The 18,935-nt window shown below is 73.9% G+C and carries 19 protein-coding genes; 5 read left to right on the top strand and 14 right to left on the bottom strand.

Features of this window, described 5'->3' with window-relative positions:
* Positions 1-3: 3 nt before the first annotated feature.
* The 5 genes from rimM to proS form a co-directional block, all read right to left on the bottom strand.
* Positions 4-558, bottom strand: a complete 555-nt coding sequence (gene rimM, locus ACTWM8_RS07375; protein WP_446214487.1) for a ribosome maturation factor RimM — start codon at positions 556-558, stop codon at positions 4-6.
* Positions 559-560: 2 nt separating this feature from the next.
* Positions 561-821 carry an RNA-binding protein gene (locus ACTWM8_RS07370; RefSeq protein WP_172862164.1) on the bottom strand — a complete coding sequence of 87 codons (261 nt, stop codon included), beginning with the start codon at positions 819-821 and terminating at the stop codon, positions 561-563.
* Complete coding sequence (rpsP, locus tag ACTWM8_RS07365; RefSeq protein ID WP_446213154.1) at positions 796-1,254, bottom strand: 30S ribosomal protein S16; 459 nt, start codon at positions 1,252-1,254, stop codon at positions 796-798. The genes ACTWM8_RS07370 and rpsP overlap by 26 nt, the downstream gene beginning before the upstream one ends.
* 238 nt (positions 1,255-1,492) lie before the next feature.
* Positions 1,493-2,113, bottom strand: a complete 621-nt coding sequence (locus tag ACTWM8_RS07360; protein ID WP_446213153.1) for a DUF402 domain-containing protein — start codon at positions 2,111-2,113, stop codon at positions 1,493-1,495.
* Between the two features lie 49 nt (positions 2,114-2,162).
* On the bottom strand, positions 2,163-3,569 hold the full coding sequence (proS, locus tag ACTWM8_RS07355; RefSeq protein WP_446213152.1) for a proline--tRNA ligase: 1,407 nt from the start codon (positions 3,567-3,569) through the stop codon (positions 2,163-2,165).
* 156 nt (positions 3,570-3,725) lie between these two features.
* On the opposite strand from proS, the gene ACTWM8_RS07350 reads away from it, so the two are divergent.
* Entirely contained in the window at positions 3,726-4,322 is a 597-nt protein-coding gene (locus ACTWM8_RS07350) for a TetR family transcriptional regulator (RefSeq protein ID WP_446213151.1), read from the top strand.
* Between the two features lie 110 nt (positions 4,323-4,432).
* Here ACTWM8_RS07350 and ACTWM8_RS07345 read toward each other — a convergent pair whose 3' ends face one another.
* Entirely contained in the window at positions 4,433-5,512 is a 1,080-nt protein-coding gene (locus tag ACTWM8_RS07345) for an amidohydrolase family protein (RefSeq protein ID WP_446213150.1), read from the bottom strand.
* A gap of 150 nt (positions 5,513-5,662) precedes the next feature.
* On the opposite strand from ACTWM8_RS07345, the gene rpsD reads away from it, so the two are divergent.
* Together rpsD and ACTWM8_RS07335 are read left to right on the top strand one after the other, a co-directional pair.
* The gene (gene rpsD, locus ACTWM8_RS07340) at positions 5,663-6,274 is read left to right on the top strand and encodes a 30S ribosomal protein S4 (protein WP_446213149.1); all 612 of its coding nucleotides are present in this window, start codon (positions 5,663-5,665) and stop codon (positions 6,272-6,274) included.
* Positions 6,271-6,432, top strand: coding sequence for a hypothetical protein (locus ACTWM8_RS07335; protein WP_446213148.1), 162 nt, complete (start codon positions 6,271-6,273; stop codon positions 6,430-6,432). The genes rpsD and ACTWM8_RS07335 overlap by 4 nt, the downstream gene beginning before the upstream one ends.
* A 93-nt stretch (positions 6,433-6,525) precedes the next feature.
* Here ACTWM8_RS07335 and ffh read toward each other — a convergent pair whose 3' ends face one another.
* From ffh to ftsY, 8 genes are all read right to left on the bottom strand, one after another.
* A complete protein-coding gene (ffh, locus tag ACTWM8_RS07330; protein WP_446213147.1) occupies positions 6,526-8,079 on the bottom strand; it encodes a signal recognition particle protein in 1,554 nt (517 codons plus the stop codon).
* A 243-nt stretch (positions 8,080-8,322) separates the two neighbouring features.
* Complete coding sequence (locus ACTWM8_RS07325) at positions 8,323-8,979, bottom strand: response regulator transcription factor (protein WP_350801037.1); 657 nt, start codon at positions 8,977-8,979, stop codon at positions 8,323-8,325.
* Positions 8,976-10,100 carry a sensor histidine kinase gene (locus ACTWM8_RS07320; RefSeq protein ID WP_446213146.1) on the bottom strand — a complete coding sequence of 375 codons (1,125 nt, stop codon included), beginning with the start codon at positions 10,098-10,100 and terminating at the stop codon, positions 8,976-8,978. Before ACTWM8_RS07320 ends, ACTWM8_RS07325 begins: the two co-directional genes overlap by 4 nt.
* Positions 10,101-10,195: 95 nt before the next feature.
* Positions 10,196-12,514 carry a [protein-PII] uridylyltransferase gene (locus ACTWM8_RS07315; protein ID WP_446213145.1) on the bottom strand — a complete coding sequence of 773 codons (2,319 nt, stop codon included), beginning with the start codon at positions 12,512-12,514 and terminating at the stop codon, positions 10,196-10,198.
* Between the two features lie 8 nt (positions 12,515-12,522).
* Positions 12,523-12,861, bottom strand: coding sequence for a P-II family nitrogen regulator (locus ACTWM8_RS07310; RefSeq protein ID WP_170285500.1), 339 nt, complete (start codon positions 12,859-12,861; stop codon positions 12,523-12,525).
* Between the two features lie 25 nt (positions 12,862-12,886).
* A complete protein-coding gene (locus ACTWM8_RS07305; protein WP_446214486.1) occupies positions 12,887-14,224 on the bottom strand; it encodes an ammonium transporter in 1,338 nt (445 codons plus the stop codon).
* Between the two features lie 289 nt (positions 14,225-14,513).
* Entirely contained in the window at positions 14,514-15,377 is an 864-nt protein-coding gene (locus tag ACTWM8_RS07300) for a phosphotransferase (RefSeq protein ID WP_446213144.1), read from the bottom strand.
* 7 nt (positions 15,378-15,384) lie between these two features.
* Entirely contained in the window at positions 15,385-16,566 is a 1,182-nt protein-coding gene (gene ftsY, locus ACTWM8_RS07295; protein ID WP_446213143.1) for a signal recognition particle-docking protein FtsY, read from the bottom strand.
* Positions 16,567-16,718: 152 nt separating this feature from the next.
* Here ftsY and ACTWM8_RS07290 point away from each other — a divergent pair, with 152 nt between their 5' ends.
* Both ACTWM8_RS07290 and ACTWM8_RS07285 read left to right on the top strand, forming a co-directional pair.
* The gene (locus ACTWM8_RS07290) at positions 16,719-18,431 is read left to right on the top strand and encodes an alkaline phosphatase D family protein (RefSeq protein ID WP_446213142.1); all 1,713 of its coding nucleotides are present in this window, start codon (positions 16,719-16,721) and stop codon (positions 18,429-18,431) included.
* A 23-nt stretch (positions 18,432-18,454) separates the two neighbouring features.
* Positions 18,455-18,892, top strand: coding sequence for a MarR family winged helix-turn-helix transcriptional regulator (locus tag ACTWM8_RS07285; RefSeq protein WP_238449354.1), 438 nt, complete (start codon positions 18,455-18,457; stop codon positions 18,890-18,892).
* Positions 18,893-18,935 lie beyond the last annotated feature (43 nt).

Raw genomic sequence — 18,935 nt, 5'->3', positions numbered from 1 at the left:
GTCTCAGAGGTCGAGCAGACCGGCCGGCGGGTCGACCACGACGCGACCGCCGGCGAGATCGACCTCGGGGACGATCGCCTTGACGAAGGGGATCAGCGCGGTACGCCCCTCGGGGCGGCGCAGGACCAGCAGGTCCGAGGCGGGGGCGTGGTCGATCCGGGCCACCTCGCCCAGGTGCTCGCCGGCCGGGGTGACCGCGGCGAGACCGACCAGTTGGTGGTCGTGGAACTCCTCCGAGTCCTCCGGCGGCGCGACGTCGGCGCTGTCCACGCCGAGCAGGGTGCCGCGCAGCGCCTCGGCGACCTCGCGGTCGAGGATGCCCTCGAAGGCGACCAGCATCCGGCCCTGGTGCCAGCGGGCCGACTCGATGGTCAGCTCCGCGGGGACCGTGAACACCACGCCGGGACCGGGGGCGGGGTTGGCCGGGGCGGACGCCCCTGGTTCGGTGCGCAGCACCGAACCAGGGGCGAAACGCGCTTCGGGCTCGTCGGTCCGCACCTCCACGGTGACCTCACCGCGGATGCCGTGCGGTTTGCCGATCCTGCCGACGATGAGCAGCATCAGTACGAGTCGACGATGTCGACGCGTACTCCGCGTCCACCGATGGAGCCGATCACCTGGCGCAGTGCTTTGGCGGTCCGACCGGACCGCCCGATCACGGTGCCGAGGTCCTCGGGGTGCACGCGGACCTCGAGCCGCTTGCCCCGACGGGAGTCGACCATCCGGACGCGCACGTCGTCCGGGTGGTCCACGATGCCCTTGACCAGGTGCTCCAGCGCGGGACGCAGCGGCATGTCAGGCCTGCTCACCGGCGTCGGCAGCAGCGGCCGGGGCCTCGGCCGGAGCCTCGGTCTTCGGCGCCTCGGCCTTGGCGGCCTTCTTGGCCGGCTTGGCCGGGGTCTCCGGAGCCAGGCCGGCGGCGGCCTTCGCCTCGGCCTCGTACGCCGCCTTGCGGTCGGCGCGCTCGGGGGCGACCTTCAGCGGCGGCGGGGCCGGCAGGCCCTTGAACTTCTGCCAGTCACCGGTCAGCTCCAGCAGACGCTGCACCGCCTCGCTCGGCTGCGCGCCGACGGAGAGCCAGTACTGGACCCGGTCCGACTTGACCTCGATCACCGAAGGGTCTTCCTTCGGCTGGTACACGCCGACGAACTCGATCGCGCGACCGTCGCGCTTGGTGCGCGAGTCGGCGATGACGATGCGGTACTGCGGGTTGCGGATCTTGCCCATCCGCAGGAGCCGGATCTTTACGGCCACAGTTGTTTCGCTCCTGTTGCGATCTCACCGACCCGGTACGGGCGGTGCACGGGTGAGCGCCGACCGGCACAGTGGGGTTGGGCCGGAGACAACTCGGTGGACTGGCGACACGCCCGGGTTAGAGGGCGCCGGACGTGCGCCGGATACCAGCGACCCATTCTGCCAGATCCGGCGCCGATCTCTCACACCGGACCCGGACAGGTCACCCGACGCGGCGTGATGGTGACGCGGAACACGGTCAGCGGACCGGCGGACGGTCCCAGCCGGGTGGCAGTTCGTCGGGTACGTCCCAGTCCGGCGGCGGGACGAAGTCGCACCAGGTGCCGTCGAACGGGAACACCCCCGCCTCGGCCCGGGCGATCACCCGCTCCCCCTCGGCCCGTACCGCCGCCTCGTCGGCCACCCAGTAGTCGTCGGGGAAGGCGAGCCGCTCGGCGAACTCCTCCTCGTCCTTCCACCGCCAGCTGCGGTCCGGGTACACCACCACGTCGAGGTCCTGGTCCACCACGTCGACCCCGGCGACCTGGCCGTCGTCCCAGCGGACGCCCGGCTCCTCCAGGTTGACGTACCAGTTGGCGAACCGGCCCCGCGCGTCGGAGAACCACCAGACCGAGTGGGCCGCCCCGGTGGGCAGGAACTTCAGCAGCGGCGGGCCGCTCCACCGGCCGCGCGCCAGCCGGTACGACGAGGAGATCCACTCGGTGAAGGGCATCGCCCGCATCCCCAGGCCGGCCTCGGTGACCTCATGGGCGACCGGGGTGTCCCGGGCGATCCAGATCAGCAGTCCGCGCTCGTCGTCGCTGACCACCCGGCCCGGCCGGACCCAACCGATCCGGCCGTGCCGCACGTTGCGGTGCATGATCAGACGACCCGGCGCGAACCGGTCGGCGGGACCGCCCGGGCGCACCTCAGTAGGCGCGGGCGAGGATGGCGACCAGGTCCGACTCGTCCTCCGAGTCGGGCACCGAGCCGTCGGCGCGGAGCAGGCAGCGCACGGTGACGCCCTGACCGTTCGCCTCGGCCTCACCCGCCACGCCGACCGCCGACCACGGCACCTTGGCCCAGCCGGTGGCCGCCGCCTCGATCGCCTCGGCCAGCGTCGACACCTCGACGGTGCGGGACTCGCGGTGGGCCAGCGCCTGGTCGTGCAGCACCCGCTGGTCGGCCTCCAGGGCGGCCAGCACCGCGTCGACCACGTCCGCCACCGGGGTGGGGGCCTTCGAGCCGTCCGTACGCCGGACCACCACCGCATTGCCGGCGGCCAGGTCGCGGGGGCCGACCTCGACGCGTACCGGGTAGCCGCGCAGCTCGGCGTCGACGGCCCGGCGGCCGAACGCGGTGTCGGTGCGGTCGTCGAGCGCGACCCGGACGCCGGCGTCCCGCAGGCCGTCGCGGAGCTTGGCCGCCGCCTCGGCGACGCCCTCGCCGTCCTTGACGATCATCACGTACGCCTGGACCGGCGCCAGCTTCGGCGGCACCCGCAGGCCGTTGTCGTCGCCGTGGGCCATGATCAGACCGCCGAGCATCCGGGTCGAGGTGCCCCAGGAGGTCGTCCAGGCGTGCTCCCGGCCGCCCTCGGCGGAGGAGTAGCTGATGTCGAAGGCCTTGGCGAAGTTCTGCCCCAGCTCGTGGCTGGTGCCGAGCTGGAGGGCCTTACCGTCGCCCATCATGCCTTCGCAGGTGTACGTGGCGGTCGCGCCGGCGAAGCGCTCCCGGGCGGTCTTCAGACCGACCACCACCGGAATGCCGAGCACGTTGACCATCAGGTCCTCGTACGCCTCGTGCAGGATCCGCCGCGCGTAGGCGCGGGCATCCTCGCGGGTGGCGTGCGCGGTGTGCCCCTCCTGCCAGAGGAACTCGCTGGTCCGCAGGAAGATCCGCGGGCGCAGCTCCCAGCGGACCACGTTGGCCCACTGGTTGAGCAGCAGCGGCAGGTCCCGGTACGAGTCGATCCACTTGGCCATGAACTCGCCGATCACCGTCTCGCTGGTGGGGCGCACCACCACCGGCTCGGCGAGCTGCTTGCCGCCACCGTGGGTGACCACGGCGAGCTCCGGCGAGAAGCCCTCGACGTGCTCCGCCTCGCGCTTGAGGTAGCTCTCCGGGATGAAGAGCGGGAAGTACGCGTTCTCCGCGCCGGCCGCCTTGATCCGGGCGTCCATCTCGGCCTGCATCCGCTCCCAGATGGCGTAGCCGGCCGGTCGGATGACCATGGTGCCGCGGACCGGGCCGTTGTCGGCCAGCTTCGCCTTGGCGATCAGGTCCTGGTACCAGCGGGGAAAGTCCTCCGCACGGGGAGTGAGCACGCGTGCCATGACCGCACATCCTAGGCGGCGTCCGCCCCGCCGCTGCGCCCGGGAGGCGGCGCGCCGCGTCCGCGTCGCCGCACGGCCGGACGGCCGGACGGCCCTGTGCCTAGGGCCCGCCGGGCGGACGTCGGGGCGGGTCGGCGATCGTAGACTTCGACCACCATGGGTGAGCTGAGGGATTCCGCCCGGCAGCGGCTGCGCGACATGATCGTCGACGCCGCTCGCGCGCAGACCGTCGCGTCCGGGTGGGACGGGGTACGGATGGGTGGGGTGGCGGCCGCGGCCGGGGTGAGCCGGCAGACCGTCTACAACGAGTTCGGCAGCAAGGCGGGGCTGGCCGAGGCGCTCGCCCGACGCGAGGTGGACCGGTTCGTCGCCGACGTCCGCGCGGCCCTGCGCGAGCACGGCGCCGACGTGCGGGCCGGCGCGTACGCGGCCATCTGGCACACGCTGACCGAGGCGGCCGGCAATCCGCTGATCAAGGCGATCCTGACCAGCGCCCGGGGCGGCTCCGACGCGCTGCTGCCGTACCTGACCACCCGCGCCGAACTGGTGCTCACCGAGGCCTCCGGCGCCCTGCTGGACTGGGCGGGCGACCACCTGCCCGCCGCCGACCCGGCGGCCCTGGCCTTCGCCGCCGACACCGTCGTCCGCCTCGTGGTCAGCCACATCGTCCTGCCCCGCGCCCCCATCGACCAGACCGCGTCCTCCCTGGCCGACCTCGCCCTCCACCTCTTCCTCACGGCAGCAACCCCCTGACCCAGGTCCCACCCTCCAAGATCCGCGCACTTTCCCCGAAAGAGTGGCTAAGCGGCCCGGAATAGCCACGCTTTCCATGAAAGTGCGCGCCGAGGGGCGGGCGCGGGGGGTCAGGGGAGGGGGTGGCCGCGGAGGATGGTGCGGGAGGGGGTGCGGACCACGCGCAGGTCCCGGCGGGGGTCCTCGGGGTAGACGGTGAGGTCGGCGAGGCCGCCCTCGACCAGGCCGGGGAAGCCGAGCCAGGCGCGGGCGCCCCAGGAGGCGGCGGCGAGGACGTCCGTCGCGGACATGCCGGCCTGCTCGTGCAGGAGCAGCATCTCCTCGGCGGCCAGCCCGTGGTCGATGCCGCCGCCCGCGTCGGTGCCCACGTAGATCGGCACGCCGGCCTCGTACGCGGCCCGGACCACCTCCGGGAAGCGGTCGCGCAGGGTGAGCATGTGGTCGGCGTACCCGGGGAACCTGGCCCGGGCCTGGTCGGCGATGCCGCCGAAGGTCCGAATGTTGATCATCGTGGGGATCAGCGCGGTGCCCTGCCGGGCCATCAGGTCGATCAGGTCGAGGCTCAGGCCGGTGCCGTGCTCCACCGAGTCCACCCCGGCGCGCACCATGATCTCCACGGCCGACTCGGAGAAGGTGTGCACGGCGGCCCGGGCCCCGGCGGCGTGCGCGGCCGCGACGGCCGCGGTCATCGTGTCGGCGTCCCAGGACGGCGCCAGGTCGCCGACGCCCCGGTCGATCCAGTCGCCGACCAGCTTGACCCAGCCGTTGCCGGCGGCGGCCTGGGCCGCCACCGTCGCGGCCACCTCGGCCGCGCCGACCTCCACGCCGATGTCGCGCAGGTAGCGCTTCGGCGGGGCGACGTGCCGCCCGGCGCGGGCCAGTCGCGGCAGGCCCGGCTCGTCGTCGAGTTCCGGGTACGGGAACGGCGAGCCGGCGTCCCGGATGGCGAGCACCCCGGCGTCCCGGTCAATCCGGGCCAGCTCGCGGGCCTGGTCGAGCGAGGTGATCGGGGAACCGCCCCGAGCGATGCCGATGTGGCAGTGCGCGTCGACCAGGCCGGGCAGCACGTACCCGCCGTCCACCACGGTCTCGGCGCCGGGCACCGGTTCGAAGGTGACCCGGTCGCCGACCAGCCAGAGATCCCGGACCTCGTCGTCCGGCAGGAGCACACCGCGCACATGCAGAGCCATGTGCACAGTCCTACCGGATCACCCGCCGCCGTGCCGCGCCGGGCCCGAGCCGCCCCGGCTACCACCCCCGCAGGCTCACCCGGATGGGGTGGGGCGGCCTCACCCGGTGCCGGTGGACGGTGGTCGGACCCGAGAGGTCAGGGAGGAAAGATGGCTGTCCGGACGACGGTACGTCCCTCGCCCACGGACGAGGTCCCGCTGCATCCGGCGTACGGCTACCGGATGCGCCGCCAGCGGCACCCGATCGGTGTCCGCGGCGGGCCGCGGCGCGCCCCGCGCGGCTACCAGCTGAGCGACGCCGACCAGCGGCAGGTCCGGGCGGCGTACGAGCTGCGCATGCGGCAGCTGGCCCGCGCGGTGGTGACGGCCGGCAGGCAGCCGGGCGACGCGACGGAGAACCTGGTCGGGCAGTTGGAACAGCGGATCGACGCGCTGGTGCACCGGGCCGGCTTCGCGCCCTCGGTCGACGCGGCGCGGGATCTCGTCGCCCACAACACCTTCACCGTCGACGGTGGCAAGGTCAACCGGCCGTCGTACCTGATTCAGCCGGGGCAGACCATCGAGGTGCGCCCGGACCGGCAGTGCCGCCCGCCGGTCGCGATCGCCGTGGCCGAGTACGCCGAGGGCGACGCGCCGCCGTACCTGGAGGTCAGCTCGGAGCGGCTCACCGCGACCCTGACCCGGGAGCCGCAACGGCAGGAGGTGCCCGCGCTGCGGGACATCCCTCTCGCCGTCCACCCCGACAAGGAGGTCGCGCGATGAGCATGCCGATTCCGAACGACCGACGGGTGCCCAACTACCTGCGGCAGAGTGGCCGGCCGGCGCTGACGCCGCGGCAGCGGCGCCGCGCCGAGCACAAGGAGGCGCGGCGGGAGAGCCTCCTTGGTCAGCGTCCACCGAAGCGGTCGCGGGGCCGGTGATTCGGTGCCGGGTGGCGGTACCGACCGCCCCCCGGCCGAACCGGCCGGTCCGAGGCGACCCGGGTGCCGGCGACGCGCGCCGGCCGCCCGGGGTCAGCGCTTGCCGTCGCCCTTGCCGAGCTTGTTGAAGTCGATCTTCGGGAGCTTGAAGCCCGGCGGCAGGCCCTGACCGCCGGCCAGGTCGCCCGGGTCCAGCCCCGGCGGGAGCTGCGGCATGCCGCCCGGGAAGCCGCCCGGCAGCCCGGCGCCCGCCCCGGTACGCGGCCGACCGCCGCCCTTGGTGCCCTTGCGCTTGTTCTTCGGCGACTTGGTCGCCTTGCGCCGGCCCGCGCCGGGCAGGCCCATCATGCCGCCCATCTGCTTCATCATCTTCTGCGCGTCGGTGAAGCGGTTGAGCAGCTGGTTGACGTCCATCACGGTGACGCCGGAGCCGTTGGCGATGCGGGCCCGGCGGGAGCCGTTGATGATCTTCGGGTTGGTCCGCTCGCCCGGGGTCATCGACCGGATGATCGCGGTGACCCGGTCGAAGTGCTTGTCGTCCAGCTCGGCGAGCTGGTCCTTCATCTGCCCCATGCCGGGCATCATGGCCAGCACGTTGGCGATCGGGCCCATCCGGCGGACCGCGATGAGCTGGTCGAGGAAGTCCTCCAGGGTGAACTGCTCGCCGCCCATCAGCTTGGCGGTCATCTTCTCCTTCTGATCGGTATCGAAGGCCTGCTCGGCCTGCTCGATCAGAGTGAGGACGTCGCCCATGCCGAGGATCCGGCTGGCCATCCGGTCGGGGTGGAAGACGTCGAAGTCCTCCAGCTTCTCGCCGGTGGAGGCGAAGAGGATCGGCTGCCCGGTGATCTCCCGGACCGACAGCGCGGCGCCACCGCGCGCGTCGCCGTCGAGCTTCGAGAGGACGACACCGGTGATGCCGACGCCGTCGCGGAACGCCTCGGCGGTCCGCACGGCGTCCTGACCGACCATCGCGTCGACGACGAAGATGACCTCGTCGGGCTGGACCACGTCCCGGATGTCGGCGGCCTGCTGCATCATCTCGGCGTCGATACCGAGGCGGCCGGCGGTGTCGACGATCACGATGTCCCGGGCGGCCCGCTTGGCGTGCTCGATCGAGGCGCGTGCCACCTGCACCGGGTCGCCGACGCCGTTGCCGGGCTCCGGGGCGTACACCTCGACGCCGGCACGGCCACCGAGCACCTGGAGCTGCCCGACGGCGTTGGGGCGCTGGAGGTCGGCGGCGACCAGCAGCGGCTGGTGACCCTGGGCCTTGAGCCAGCGGGCCAGCTTGCCGGCGAGGGTGGTCTTACCGGAACCCTGGAGACCGGCCAGCATGATCACGGTCGGCGGCTGCTTGGCGAACTGGAGCCGCCGCCCCTCGCCGCCGAGGACGTTGATCAGCTCCTCGTTGACGATCTTGACGATCTGCTGCGCCGGGTTGAGCGCCTCGGAGACCTCCGCGCCGCGGGCGCGCTCCTTGAGGTTGGCGATGAAACCCTTGACCACGGGCAGCGCGACGTCCGCCTCCAGCAACGCCATGCGGATCTCGCGCGCGGTGGCGTCGATGTCGGCGTCGGTGAGCCGACCCTTGCCGCGGAGCTTGGTGAAGATCCCGGACAGGCGGTCACTCAAGGTGTCAAACACGCGAACATCCCGTTTGTCAGTGTTACGGCGGGCACAACGCGGCCGGGGTGCAGGAACCGGCCACCGCAAGGGTAGCCCGCCGCCCGCACCCGCGCTTCGGCCCGGCCACCGCCGCCGGCCCGGCCCGGGGCGCGCGGGTCGGGCCCTGGCAGCGCAGACCCGGCCGGCCCGGTCGCGATCTTCCGCGGGCCCGCTTCCACCACGGCCGCCCGCCCCGCACCGCCGGCCCGGACCGCCGGACGATCAGGTGTCGACCAGCCCCGACTGGTACGCGAAGACCACCAGCTGGGCCCGGTCCCGGGCGGCCAGCTTGACCATCGCCCGGCTGACGTGGGTACGCGCGGTCGCCGGGCTCACCACCAGCCGGTCGGCGATCTCGGCGTTGCTGAGCCCCTCGCCGACCAGCCCCACCACCTCCCGCTCCCGCTCGGTGAGGGTGTCCAGCCGGGGGTGCGGGCGGGGCACCCGGGCCGGCCGGGTGGCGAATTCCCGCACCACCCGCCGGGTCACCGACGGCGAGAGCAGCGCCTCCCCCTCGGCGACGAGGCGCACCGCCCGCAGCAGCTCGGCCGGCCGGGTGTCCTTGGTCAGGAAGCCGCTCGCCCCGTGCCGCAGCGCGTCGAAGACGTACTCGTCCAGCTCGAAGGTGGTCAGCACGATCACCCGGGTACCGGCCAGCTCCGGGTCGGCGACGATCCGCCGGGTGGCCTCGATGCCGTCCACGCCGGGCATCCGGACGTCCATCAGCACCACGTCGGGGCGTACCTGGCGGGCCAGCTCCACCGCCCGCAGCCCGTCGGCGGCCTCGCCGGCCAGGGTGAGGTCGTCCTCGCTCTCGATCAGCGCCCGCAGGCCGATCCGGACGAGGTCCTGGTCGTCGGCGACCACCACCCGGATCACCGCCGCGCCTCCACCGGCAGCCGGGCGGACACCCGGAAGCCGCCGTCGGGGCCGGGGCCGGCGGTCAGCGAGCCGCCCAGCGCGGTGACCCGCTCACGCATCCCGGCCAGCCCGTGCCCCGCCGCGCCGGGCGCGCCCACGCCCCGGTCGGTCACCTCCACCACCAGCTCCTCCCGGCCGTAGTCGACCCGCACCCGCGCGGCGGCGACCCGGGCGTGCCGCAGCACGTTGGTCAGCGCCTCCTGCACCACCCGGTACGCGGCCAGGTCCACCGCGCCGGGCAGCGGCCGTGGCTCGCCGGTCACCCGCAGGTCGACGGCGAGGCCCGCCCCGGCCAACCGCTCCCGCAGGGCGTCGAGCCGGGCCAGCCCCGGCACCGGCCCCCGCTCGGTGCCGCGCCGGACCGCCCCGAGGGTGACCCGCAGCTCGTCCAGGGCCTCCCGGCTGGTCCGGCTGATCGCGGTCAGCGCCGCCTCGGCCTGCTCGGGCCGCTTGGGCAGCAGGTGCAGCGCGATGTCGGCCTGCATGCTGATCGCCGCGAGCCCGTGCCCCACCACGTCGTGCACCTCCTGGGCGATCCGCAGCCGCTCCTCGTCGGCCTGCCGGCGGGCCTGCTCGGCCCGGGTCCGGGTGACGGTCTCCCGGTTGGTCCGCACCGCCACCCCCAGCGCGAACGGTACGACGACCCAGGCCGATCCGGGCAGCACCCCGGGCAGGCCGAGCGAGGAGCCCCGGGACCAGAAGACGTGCACCAGGATCACCGCGAGCGCCGCCGCCGCGGCGACGGCGGCCGGCCGGATCGGCAGCCGGACCGCCACCGTGTAGACGGCGACCAGGAAGGTCAGCAGCACCGGCCCGTACGGGTAGCCGAGCACCAGGTAGGTGGAGACGGCGACGGTGACCACGGCGAGGGTGGCGCGGGGTGCGAGGCGGCGCCCGGTCAGCGCGAGGGTGGCGACCGTGACCAGGGCCAGGCAGCCGGCGTCGACCGGCGTGGCGCCGGGCTGGTTGCGGCCGGCCGGGCCGGTGGCGAGCAGGCCGAGCAGCAGCAGGACCACGGCCAGCGCCAGGTCGGCCACCGCCTCCTGGCGACGGCTGCCGGAGTCTTCCCGCAGGCGCATGCCGGTCATTCTGCCCCCGGTCCGGGCGGGCGTCGTCCGCCCGCGCGCGGCACCGCGCCTACGCCGCCGGACGTACCCGGCGGTCGGCGGTCGGGTCAGACGGCGGCCAGGACGGCGGCTTCGAGCCGGGCCCGTTCGGCGTCGGAGGGCCAGCCGCCGACCAGGTAGAACGCGTCCACCACGTCACCGCCGAGGGTGGAGATCCGGGCCGCGCGGACCTGGGCGCCGGCCTCGTCGAGGGCGCAGGTCACCCGGTAGAGCAGCCCGGCGGCGTCGGCGGCGCGCAGCTCCAGCAGCACCGCGTCGGTGGCTGCCTCCCGGTGCCAGACCACCCGCGGCGCGGCCCCCTCCCCCCGCGCCGCGAGAGCCCGGCCGCGCAGCCGCTGGGTGACGGAGACGTCCCCGTTGACGGCGCGACGCAGGTCGGCGCTGAGCGCGATCGGGTCCGGCTCGAGCCCGTAGCGCGGCTGCACCCGGCACTCGACCAAGGCCCGGCCGTCGACCGTGGAGGCGTCCGCGGCCAGCACCTCCAGCCGGTGCAGGGCCAGGCAGCCGGCCACCGTCGCGAGCAGGCCGCGCCGGTCCGCGGCGGCCACCGACACCCGGTCCTCGGTCAGGTGTACGACCGGCAGCGGCCCCGCCACCAGCGCCGGGTCCGGGGCCGGGGGCGCGGGCAGGGCGCCGGTGTCCAGCGCGGTACGCACCCGGGCCACCAGCTCGGCGACCAGCCGCCCCTTCCAGTCCGACCAGGCGGCCGGCCCGGTGGCCGCCGCGTCGGCGCGGACCAGGCCGTGCAGCAGGTCCAGCGTGGTGGTGTCGCCGACCCGCTCGGCGACCCCGGCGATGGTCACCGGGTCGTCGAGGTCCCGCCGGGTGGCCACGTCGGGCAGGAGCAGGTGCAGCCGGACCAGCGTGCCGATCAGCGCCGCCTCCGGCGCGGGCAGGCCGATCCGGACGGCCACCGCCTCGGCGAGGGGGGCGCCGACCGTGCTGTGGTCGCCGGGCAGCCCCTTGCCGATGTCGTGCAGGAACGCGCCGAGCAGCAGCAGGTCGGGGCGGTCCACCTCGCGGGTGTGCCGGCTCGCCTCGTACGCGGTCTGCACCAGGTGCCGGTCGAGGGTGAACCGGTGCACCGGGTTGTGCTGGGGCAGGCTGCGCAGCCGGGTCCACTCCGGCAGCCAGCCGTCGATCAGGCCGTACCGGTCGCAGGTCTCCCAGGCGGGCACCAGACCGGGACCGGCCCCGAGCAGGGTGATCAGCGCGGCGCGGGCGGCCGGCGGCCAGGGTGCGGGCAGCGGCGGGCAGTACGCGGCCAGCCACTCGCAGGTGGCCCGGGCGATCGGCAGCCGGGTGGTGGCCGCGGCGGCGGCGATCCGCAGCGACAGGCTCGGGTCGGGGCGGGCGCCGATGGCGGTGCGGGCCAGCACCAGTTCCCCGTCGTGCTCGACGACGTCCCGGGCGACGGGCCGGCGCACCGGGCGGCCGTCGCCGCCCCGGCGGCGGCCGGAGCGCAACCGGTCGGCGGCGCGCCAGGCGTCGTCGAGGGCGTGGCTGACGGTGCGGGCGTCCCCGGCGACCCGGCGCAGCAGGACGTCACCGTCGCTCGTCACGGCGGCGGCCTGCTGCGCGTCGTCGGAGCCGCCGGGCGGGGACTGTCGCAGGCCGAGCAGCCCGGCCACGCCGTCGCGTTCCTGCGCGATGAGCCGGTCGACCCGGCGGCCGACCTGATGGTGCAGGGCGTCGCGGGTGTCCAGCAGGCGCAGGTGCGCGGCCCGGACGGCGGGGCGCAGCGCGTCGGTGATGCCGGCGGTGGCGATGGCCCGCAGCAGGCCCACGTCGCGCAGCCCGCCGGCGGCCTCCTTGAGGTCTCCCTCGAGCAGGAAGGCCAGCTCGCCGTGGGTACGCCAGCGACTCTCGGTGAGCTCCCGCAGGGCGGGGAGCCGACGGACGGCGGTGCGCCGCCAGTGGTCGGCGGCGGTGCGGATGAGTGTGTCGGCGAGCGCCCGGTCGCCGGCGACGAAGCGCGCGTCGAGCAGCGCGAGGGCGACCTTGACGTCGTCCTGGGCCACCGAGAGCGCCTCGGCGAGGGTGCGCACCGAGTGGTCGAGCCGGACGCCGGCGTCCCAGATGGGGTACCACAGCGACGCGGCGAGCTCGTCGACACCGGGCACCCCGGCGTGCAGGAGCACCAGGTCGAGGTCGCCGTGCGGCGCGCACTGCCGCCGCCCCAGGCCGCCGACGGCGACCAGCGCGATCCCGTCCCGCCCCGGCAACAACGACCCGAGCCACCGGTCGAACCCCGCAGCCCGCTCCCGCCGCGCCGCCTCCCCGATGCCACCGACCTCGTTGATCAAGAGGTTTGCGTCACCGTTGTCGGCGTGTCCTGACGCATTCCTCTTGATCAACGAGGTCATGGTGGCTCCTAGAGGGCGTCGAGGCCGCGCTCGCCGGTACGGACCCGGACGACCTCCTCGACCCCGGTGACCCAGACCTTGCCGTCGCCGATCTTGCCGGTCCGGGCGGCGGCGACGATCGCGTCCACGATCTTGTCGACGTCCATCTCGTCGGTGAGCACCTCGACCCGGATCTTGGGCAGGAACTCGACCGTGTACTCGGCACCCCGGTAGACCTCGGTGTGCCCCTTCTGCCGCCCGTACCCCTGGACCTCGCTGACGGTCAGGCCGGCCACGCCGAGGGCGTGCAGGGCCTCCTTCACCGCGTCCAGCTGGTACGGCTTGATGACCGCGGTCACCAGCTTCATGTCCAACCCCTCCATCCCAGGAACGTTAACCGGCGACCTTCTCGCTGACCGGCTCGGTGGCCGGTTCGCCGTCCTCGTCCGAGGCCGGCTTCGCGGCGCCCGGGGTCAGCCCGGCCAGCGCGAACGCGCCACCGCCGGCGCTGCCGGTGGTCGGCGACTGGTCGTACGCGCTCTCCGCGTGCTCGGCCACGTCGATGCCGGCGACCTCGTCCTCGGCGTCGGAGCGGAGCCCGATCAGCGCCTTGACGGCGAGCGCGATCACCACGGCCACCGCGAAGGAGTAGACCGAGACGATGCCGCTGCCCAGCGCCTGACGGCCGAGCTGGGTCAGCCCGCCGCCGTAGAACAGGCCCTCGCTGCCGCCCAGGCCCTCGATGGCGGAGTTGACCTGGAGGGTGGCGAAGAGGCCGATGGAGAGCGAGCCGATCCAGCCGGCGACGAAGTGCACGCCGACCACGTCGAGCGAGTCGTCGAAGCCGAGCTTGTACTTCAGGCCGACCGCCACCGCGCAGACCGCGCCGGCGACGAGGCCGAGCAGCACCGACGGCAACGGGGCGATGAAGCCGCAGGCCGGGGTGATGGCGACCAGGCCGGCGACGGCGCCGGAGGAGGCGCCGACCAGGGTCGGCTTCCCGTTGCGCAGCCACTCGACGATGATCCAGCCGACCAGGCCGGCGGCCGTGGCGACCTGGGTGTTGACGAAGGCCACCGCGGTGGTGCCGTCGACGGTCAGCTCGGAGCCGGCGTTGAAGCCGAACCAGCCGAACCAGAGCAGGCCGGCACCGAGCGCGACCAGCGGGACGTTGTGCGGCTTGAAGCTCTCCCGGGGCCAGCCGAGCCGCTTGCCGAGCACCAGCACCAGGCCGAGCGCGGCGGCGCCGGCGTTGATGTGGACCGCGGTGCCACCGGCGAAGTCCAATGCCTTGATCTTGGCGCCGATGAAGCCGCCACCCCACACCCAGTGCGCGACCGGGATGTAGACCAGCGTGAACCAGGCGAAGGCGAAGAGCAGCCAGCCGGAGAACTTCAGCCGGTCGGAGACCGCGCCGCTGATCAGGGCCACCGTGATGACGGCGAACATCATCTGGAAGACCAGGAAGACGTACGTGGGGATGCCGGTCCCCGCGCCGAGGAAGAGCCACTCCTCGCCGATGAAGCTGGTCTCGGTGCCGAGGTACTGGGTGAAGCTGCCGATCACGTTGTTGACGCCCGCGTTGTCGTTGGTGCCGAACGCGAGGGTGAAGCCGTAGATGACCCAGAGTACGGAGATGAGCCCGATCGCGGAGAAGCTCATCATCATCATGTTGAGTACGCCCTTGGACCGGTTGAGCCCCCCGTAGAACAGGGCCAGCCCCGGCGTCATGAGCAGCACGAGCGCAGACGACAGGAGCAACCAGGCGGTGTTGCCGGTGTTGATCTCCACGCTGCCTCCTCTCGGTGTGGAAGTCCTCCCATCCGACTGGAACCTGGCAGCATCGCCCGTCAGCCGGTTGGCGGGAAGCTTCGCCGCCGCCTGTTTCCTTCACCGACACCGCTCGATTTCCGACGCGTGACGGGTTGTTTCGGGCGTGTGAAGAACGTCGATCATGGTCCCCGAAACGGCGAGAGTGGCCGTCGCGCGCGCAACGGCCACTCCTCCCGGGTCGACCGGGTCAGCGCAGGGCGTACTCCAGGGCGTGCCGCTCGTAGTCGAGCAGCCGCAGGTCGCGCATCGGGCGGCGCAGGTGGCCCTTGTGCACGATCCGCACGAACGCCGGCTCGCCGGCCGCCGCCATCCGGCGGATGCCCTCGACGTGGTCGACGATCCGCTTGCGGAGGGTCCGGATCAGCCGGTGCCGGTCGCGCGGGATCAGCCCGTACGCGTCGGCGAAGAGCCGCAGCCGGCGCGGCCGGTCCGGGTGCTTCCAGCCGAGGGTGATCGAGTCCCGGTCGGAGAAGATCGGCACCCAGGTCCAGGCCGCGTACGCCACGTCGTAGATCCGGGCGCCGGGCGAGGCGAGGTCGAAGTCGATCAGCCCGAGGGTGCCGTCCGGCCGCCAGATCACGTTGTGCGGGGCGGCGTCGTGGTGGCAGATGACCTCGGTGTCCGGCGGGGGCGGGCCGAACGAGCGCCAGACCGCGCCGGGCGGCGGGGCGAAGCCGTACTGCGCGTCGTGGAACATCCGCAGCATGGTCGCCACCGTCACCAGCGCCTCGTCGGTGACCCAGTGCGGGGCCAGCGGATATTCCCCGCACTCCCCCTCCAGGTACGACAAGACCTCCCGGTTGCGCTCGTCCATGCCGAGCGCGCGGGGCGCGCCGGTGAACCCGACGTACTCCAGGTGGCGCAGCAGGGCGTGCACGGAGGGCGTCCACGGGCCGGCGTTGCGCCGGACGGTGTCGCCGACCCGGACCACGGTGCTCACGTTCCCGCCGTGCAGCGGGATTTCCTGCGAGGTCACGTACGGTCTCCCCAGGGCCGGCGGCGCGTGGCGTGGGTCACGCCACCCGGCGAACGCGCGATCGTCAGTCGTCACTGCGAGATTACGCGTCCCGGGCGAGCGGCTCGGTGCCGAGCAGCGCGTCGACGAACTGCGCCGGGTCGAACGGGGCCAGGTCGTCCGCCCCCTCGCCCAGCCCGACCAGCTTGACCGGGATGCCGAGCTTGCGCTGCACGGCGATCACGATGCCGCCCTTGGCGGTGCCGTCGAGCTTGCTCAGCACCACCCCGGTCACGTTGACCACCTCGGTGAAGACCCGGGCCTGCTCCAGGCCGTTCTGGCCGGTGGTGGCGTCCAGGACGAGCAGTGTCTCGTCGATCGGGCCGTGCTTCTCCACCACCCGCTTGACCTTGCCCAGCTCGTCCATCAGGCCGACCTTGTTCTGCAGGCGACCGGCGGTGTCGATCAGGACCGTGTCGGTGCCGGCCTCGATGCCCTCGCGGACGGCGTCGAAGGCGACACTGGCCGGGTCGGCGCGCTCCGCGCCGCGCACCGTGATGGCGCCCACCCGACTGCCCCAGGTCTCCAGCTGGTCGGCGGCGGCGGCCCGGAAGGTGTCGGCCGCGCCGAGGGTGACCGTCCGGCCGTCGGCGATCAGCACCCGGGCGATCTTGCCGCAGGTGGTGGTCTTGCCCGCGCCGTTGACGCCGACCACCATCAGCACCGCCGGCCGGCCGTCCTTGGGGGCGGTCCGCAGGGCGCGGTCCAGGCTCGGGTCGAGGGCGTTGACCAGCTCGGCGGCGAGCAGCGCGCGCAGCTCGTTGGCCGAGCGGGTGCCGAGCACCCGGGTCCGCTCGCGGAGCCGGTCGACGATCTCCCGGGTGGCGTCGACGCCGACGTCGGCGGTGATCAGGCTGTCCTGGATCTCCTCCCAGGTGTCCTCGTCGAGGTGGTCGCGGCTGAGCAGGCCGAGCAGGCCCTTGCCGAAGGCGTTCTGCGAGCGGGACAGCCGGGAGCGCAGCCGGACCAGCCGCCCGGCGGTCGGCTCGGGCACCTCCAGCGGGGGCGCCACGATCACCGGCGGCTCGACCAGGATGCCGGTGGTGAGTTCGGCCTCGGGCGCCTGGACGGGCGGACCCGCCAGGTCCTCCTCGGCCCGGGTGCCGACCTCGGTCTCCGGCAGCGGCGGCTCGGGGCGCCGGCGCAGCCGGGGCACCACCAGGCTGAGGCCGCCGAGGATCAGCACCGCGAGCAGGGCGAGCGCGACGAGGAGGTATTCCGTCATGCCGAAATCCTGTCAGATGCCGGCGGCGGCGTCTCATCGACCGCACCCCGTGGCGTCGGCCGGCTCCGGCGGTAGGCTCGGCCACAGCCAGCAGTGGTGCGACCGCCGGCGGGGTAGTAAAGATGAAGTCCGCTCACCTCGGAGGTCTCGCCATGCCCGCCCCATGCCTGCTCATCGGCCCCCTGCTGCGGCGGGTGGTCGGCACGCGGGCCACCGTCTGGGTCGAGACCAGCGCGCCCGCCGTGGTCACCGTCCGCACGGCCGACGGGGCCGTCGGCTCCGCGCCGACCTTCTCCGCGTACGACCACCACTACGCGCTCGTGGTCGTCGAGGGGCTCACTCCGGACAGCGCCACCAGCTACGAGGTGCTGGTCGACGGCGAGGTCGCCTGGCCGGTGCCGCGCGACGACTTCCCGCCCAGCGTGATCCGTACCCGGGCCGCCGACGACCTCGACCAGCCGGTGCGGCTGATCTTCGGCTCGTGCCGGGAGACCACCCAGCACGCCACCACCCGGCGGCTGCCCCCGGACGCGCTCGACGCGTACGCCCGGCGGTTGATGGCCGACCCGGACCCGGCCGGCCTGCCCGACCTGCTGGTGCTGCTCGGCGACCAGGTCTACGCCGACGTGACCTCGCCCACGGTGAAGCGGCTGCTCAAGCGGCGCCGTCGGCGCCCGAAGAACGCCCCCACCGACCAGGTGGTGAGCTTCGACGAGTACACCAAGCTCTACCTGGAGTCGTGGCGCGACCCGGAGATCCGCTGGCTGCTCTCCACCGTGCCGAGCGTCATGATCTTCGACGACCACGAGGTCATCGACGACTGGAACACCTCCGCCTCCTGGCGGGCGGAGATGCGCCGGCAGCCCTGGTGGGCCGAGCGGATCCGCAGCGGCCTCGCCTCCTACTGGGTCTACCAGCACCTGGGCAACCTCTCCCCCGACGAGATCGCCGACGACCCGCTCTACGCCAAGGTGGTCGCCGCCGAGGACGCCACCACCGTGCTGCGCGAGTTCGGCGAGCGGGTGGACGCCGAGGCCGACGAGGCGCACGACACCGAGCGCTGGCGGGCCGTGCAGTACCAGTGGAGCTACGCCCTCGACCTGGGGCGGACCCGGCTGGTCATGCTGGACAACCGGTGCAGCCGGGTGCTGCAACCGGGCAACCGGGCCATGCTGCCGCCCGGCGAGTGGTCCTGGTTCCTGGACCGGGCGCACGGGGTCTACGACCACCTGGTGGTCGGCGCCTCGCTGCCCTGGCTGCTGCCCCCGGGGATCCACCACGTCGAGACGTGGAACGAGCGGCTCGCCGACTCCCGCCGGCCGTGGCTGGCCAGGCTCTCCGAGCGGATCCGCCGGGCCTGTGACCTGGAGCACTGGGCCGCGTTCAGCCGCTCCTTCGAGGCGCTCGGCGCGCTCTTCGCCCGGCTCGGCAGCGGCGCCCCGGGCAGCCCGGGCGAGCGGGTCGGCGCCGGCCCGGCGTACGCGCCGCCGGCCTCGATCAGCGTGCTCTCCGGCGACGTGCACCATTCGTACGTGGCCCGGGCCCGGTTCGCCGACCCGGCGGTGCGTACCCCGGTGCACCAGTTGACCTGTTCCCCGATCCACAACCAGGTGCCGGCCGGGATGCGCCCGCTGATGAAGCTGGGCTGGTCGCCGGGGCCGGCCGCGGCCACCCGGGCGCTGGCCCGCTCCGCCGGGGTACGCCGGCCGAGCGTGCGCTGGCGGAAGCTGGCCGGGCCGTACTTCGGCAACGCGGTGGCCACGCTGGCGCACACCGGCCGGCAGGCCGAGGTGCTGATCGAGGGCACCACCAGCGACGGCCACCTGCGCGAGGTCGCCCGGCAGCGGCTCACCCCGGCGGCCTGAGCCGGCCCCGTACGCTCTGTGCCGTGGAAGAGCATCTGCCGGAGACCCTGCGCGCGGTGGAGGACGAACTGACCGCGTTGCTGCGCCGGGGTCGCGCGCTGTCCTGGGAGATCGCCCGGGAGGTGCACCCGAACCTGGAGCCGAACGCGTACGGGCTGCTGCTCTGGCTCCGGCGCTCCGGTTCGATCCGGCTGACCGACCTGGCCGTCCGGCTCGGCATCGGCAAGGGGACGCTCAGCCGGCAGATCCACGGCCTGGAGGGGCTCGGCCTGGTACGCCGCGACCCGGACCCGGACGATCGGCGGGCGGCGCTGATCAGCCTCACCGAGGAGGGCACCCGGCGCTTCGACGCGGCGCGGGCGGCCCGGCTGGGGCAGATCCGCCGGACGATGGAGAGCTGGCCGAGGCGGGACGTGGCGGAGTTCGCCCGGCTGCTGCACCGGTTCAACGAGACCTTCTGACCCGACCGTCCGGGCGGAATACCCTGCCGGTCCGCCAAGTTGT

The organism is Micromonospora sp. IBSANI012 (assembly GCF_052814045.1).
This window is presented reverse-complemented; position numbering and strand designations above follow the sequence as displayed.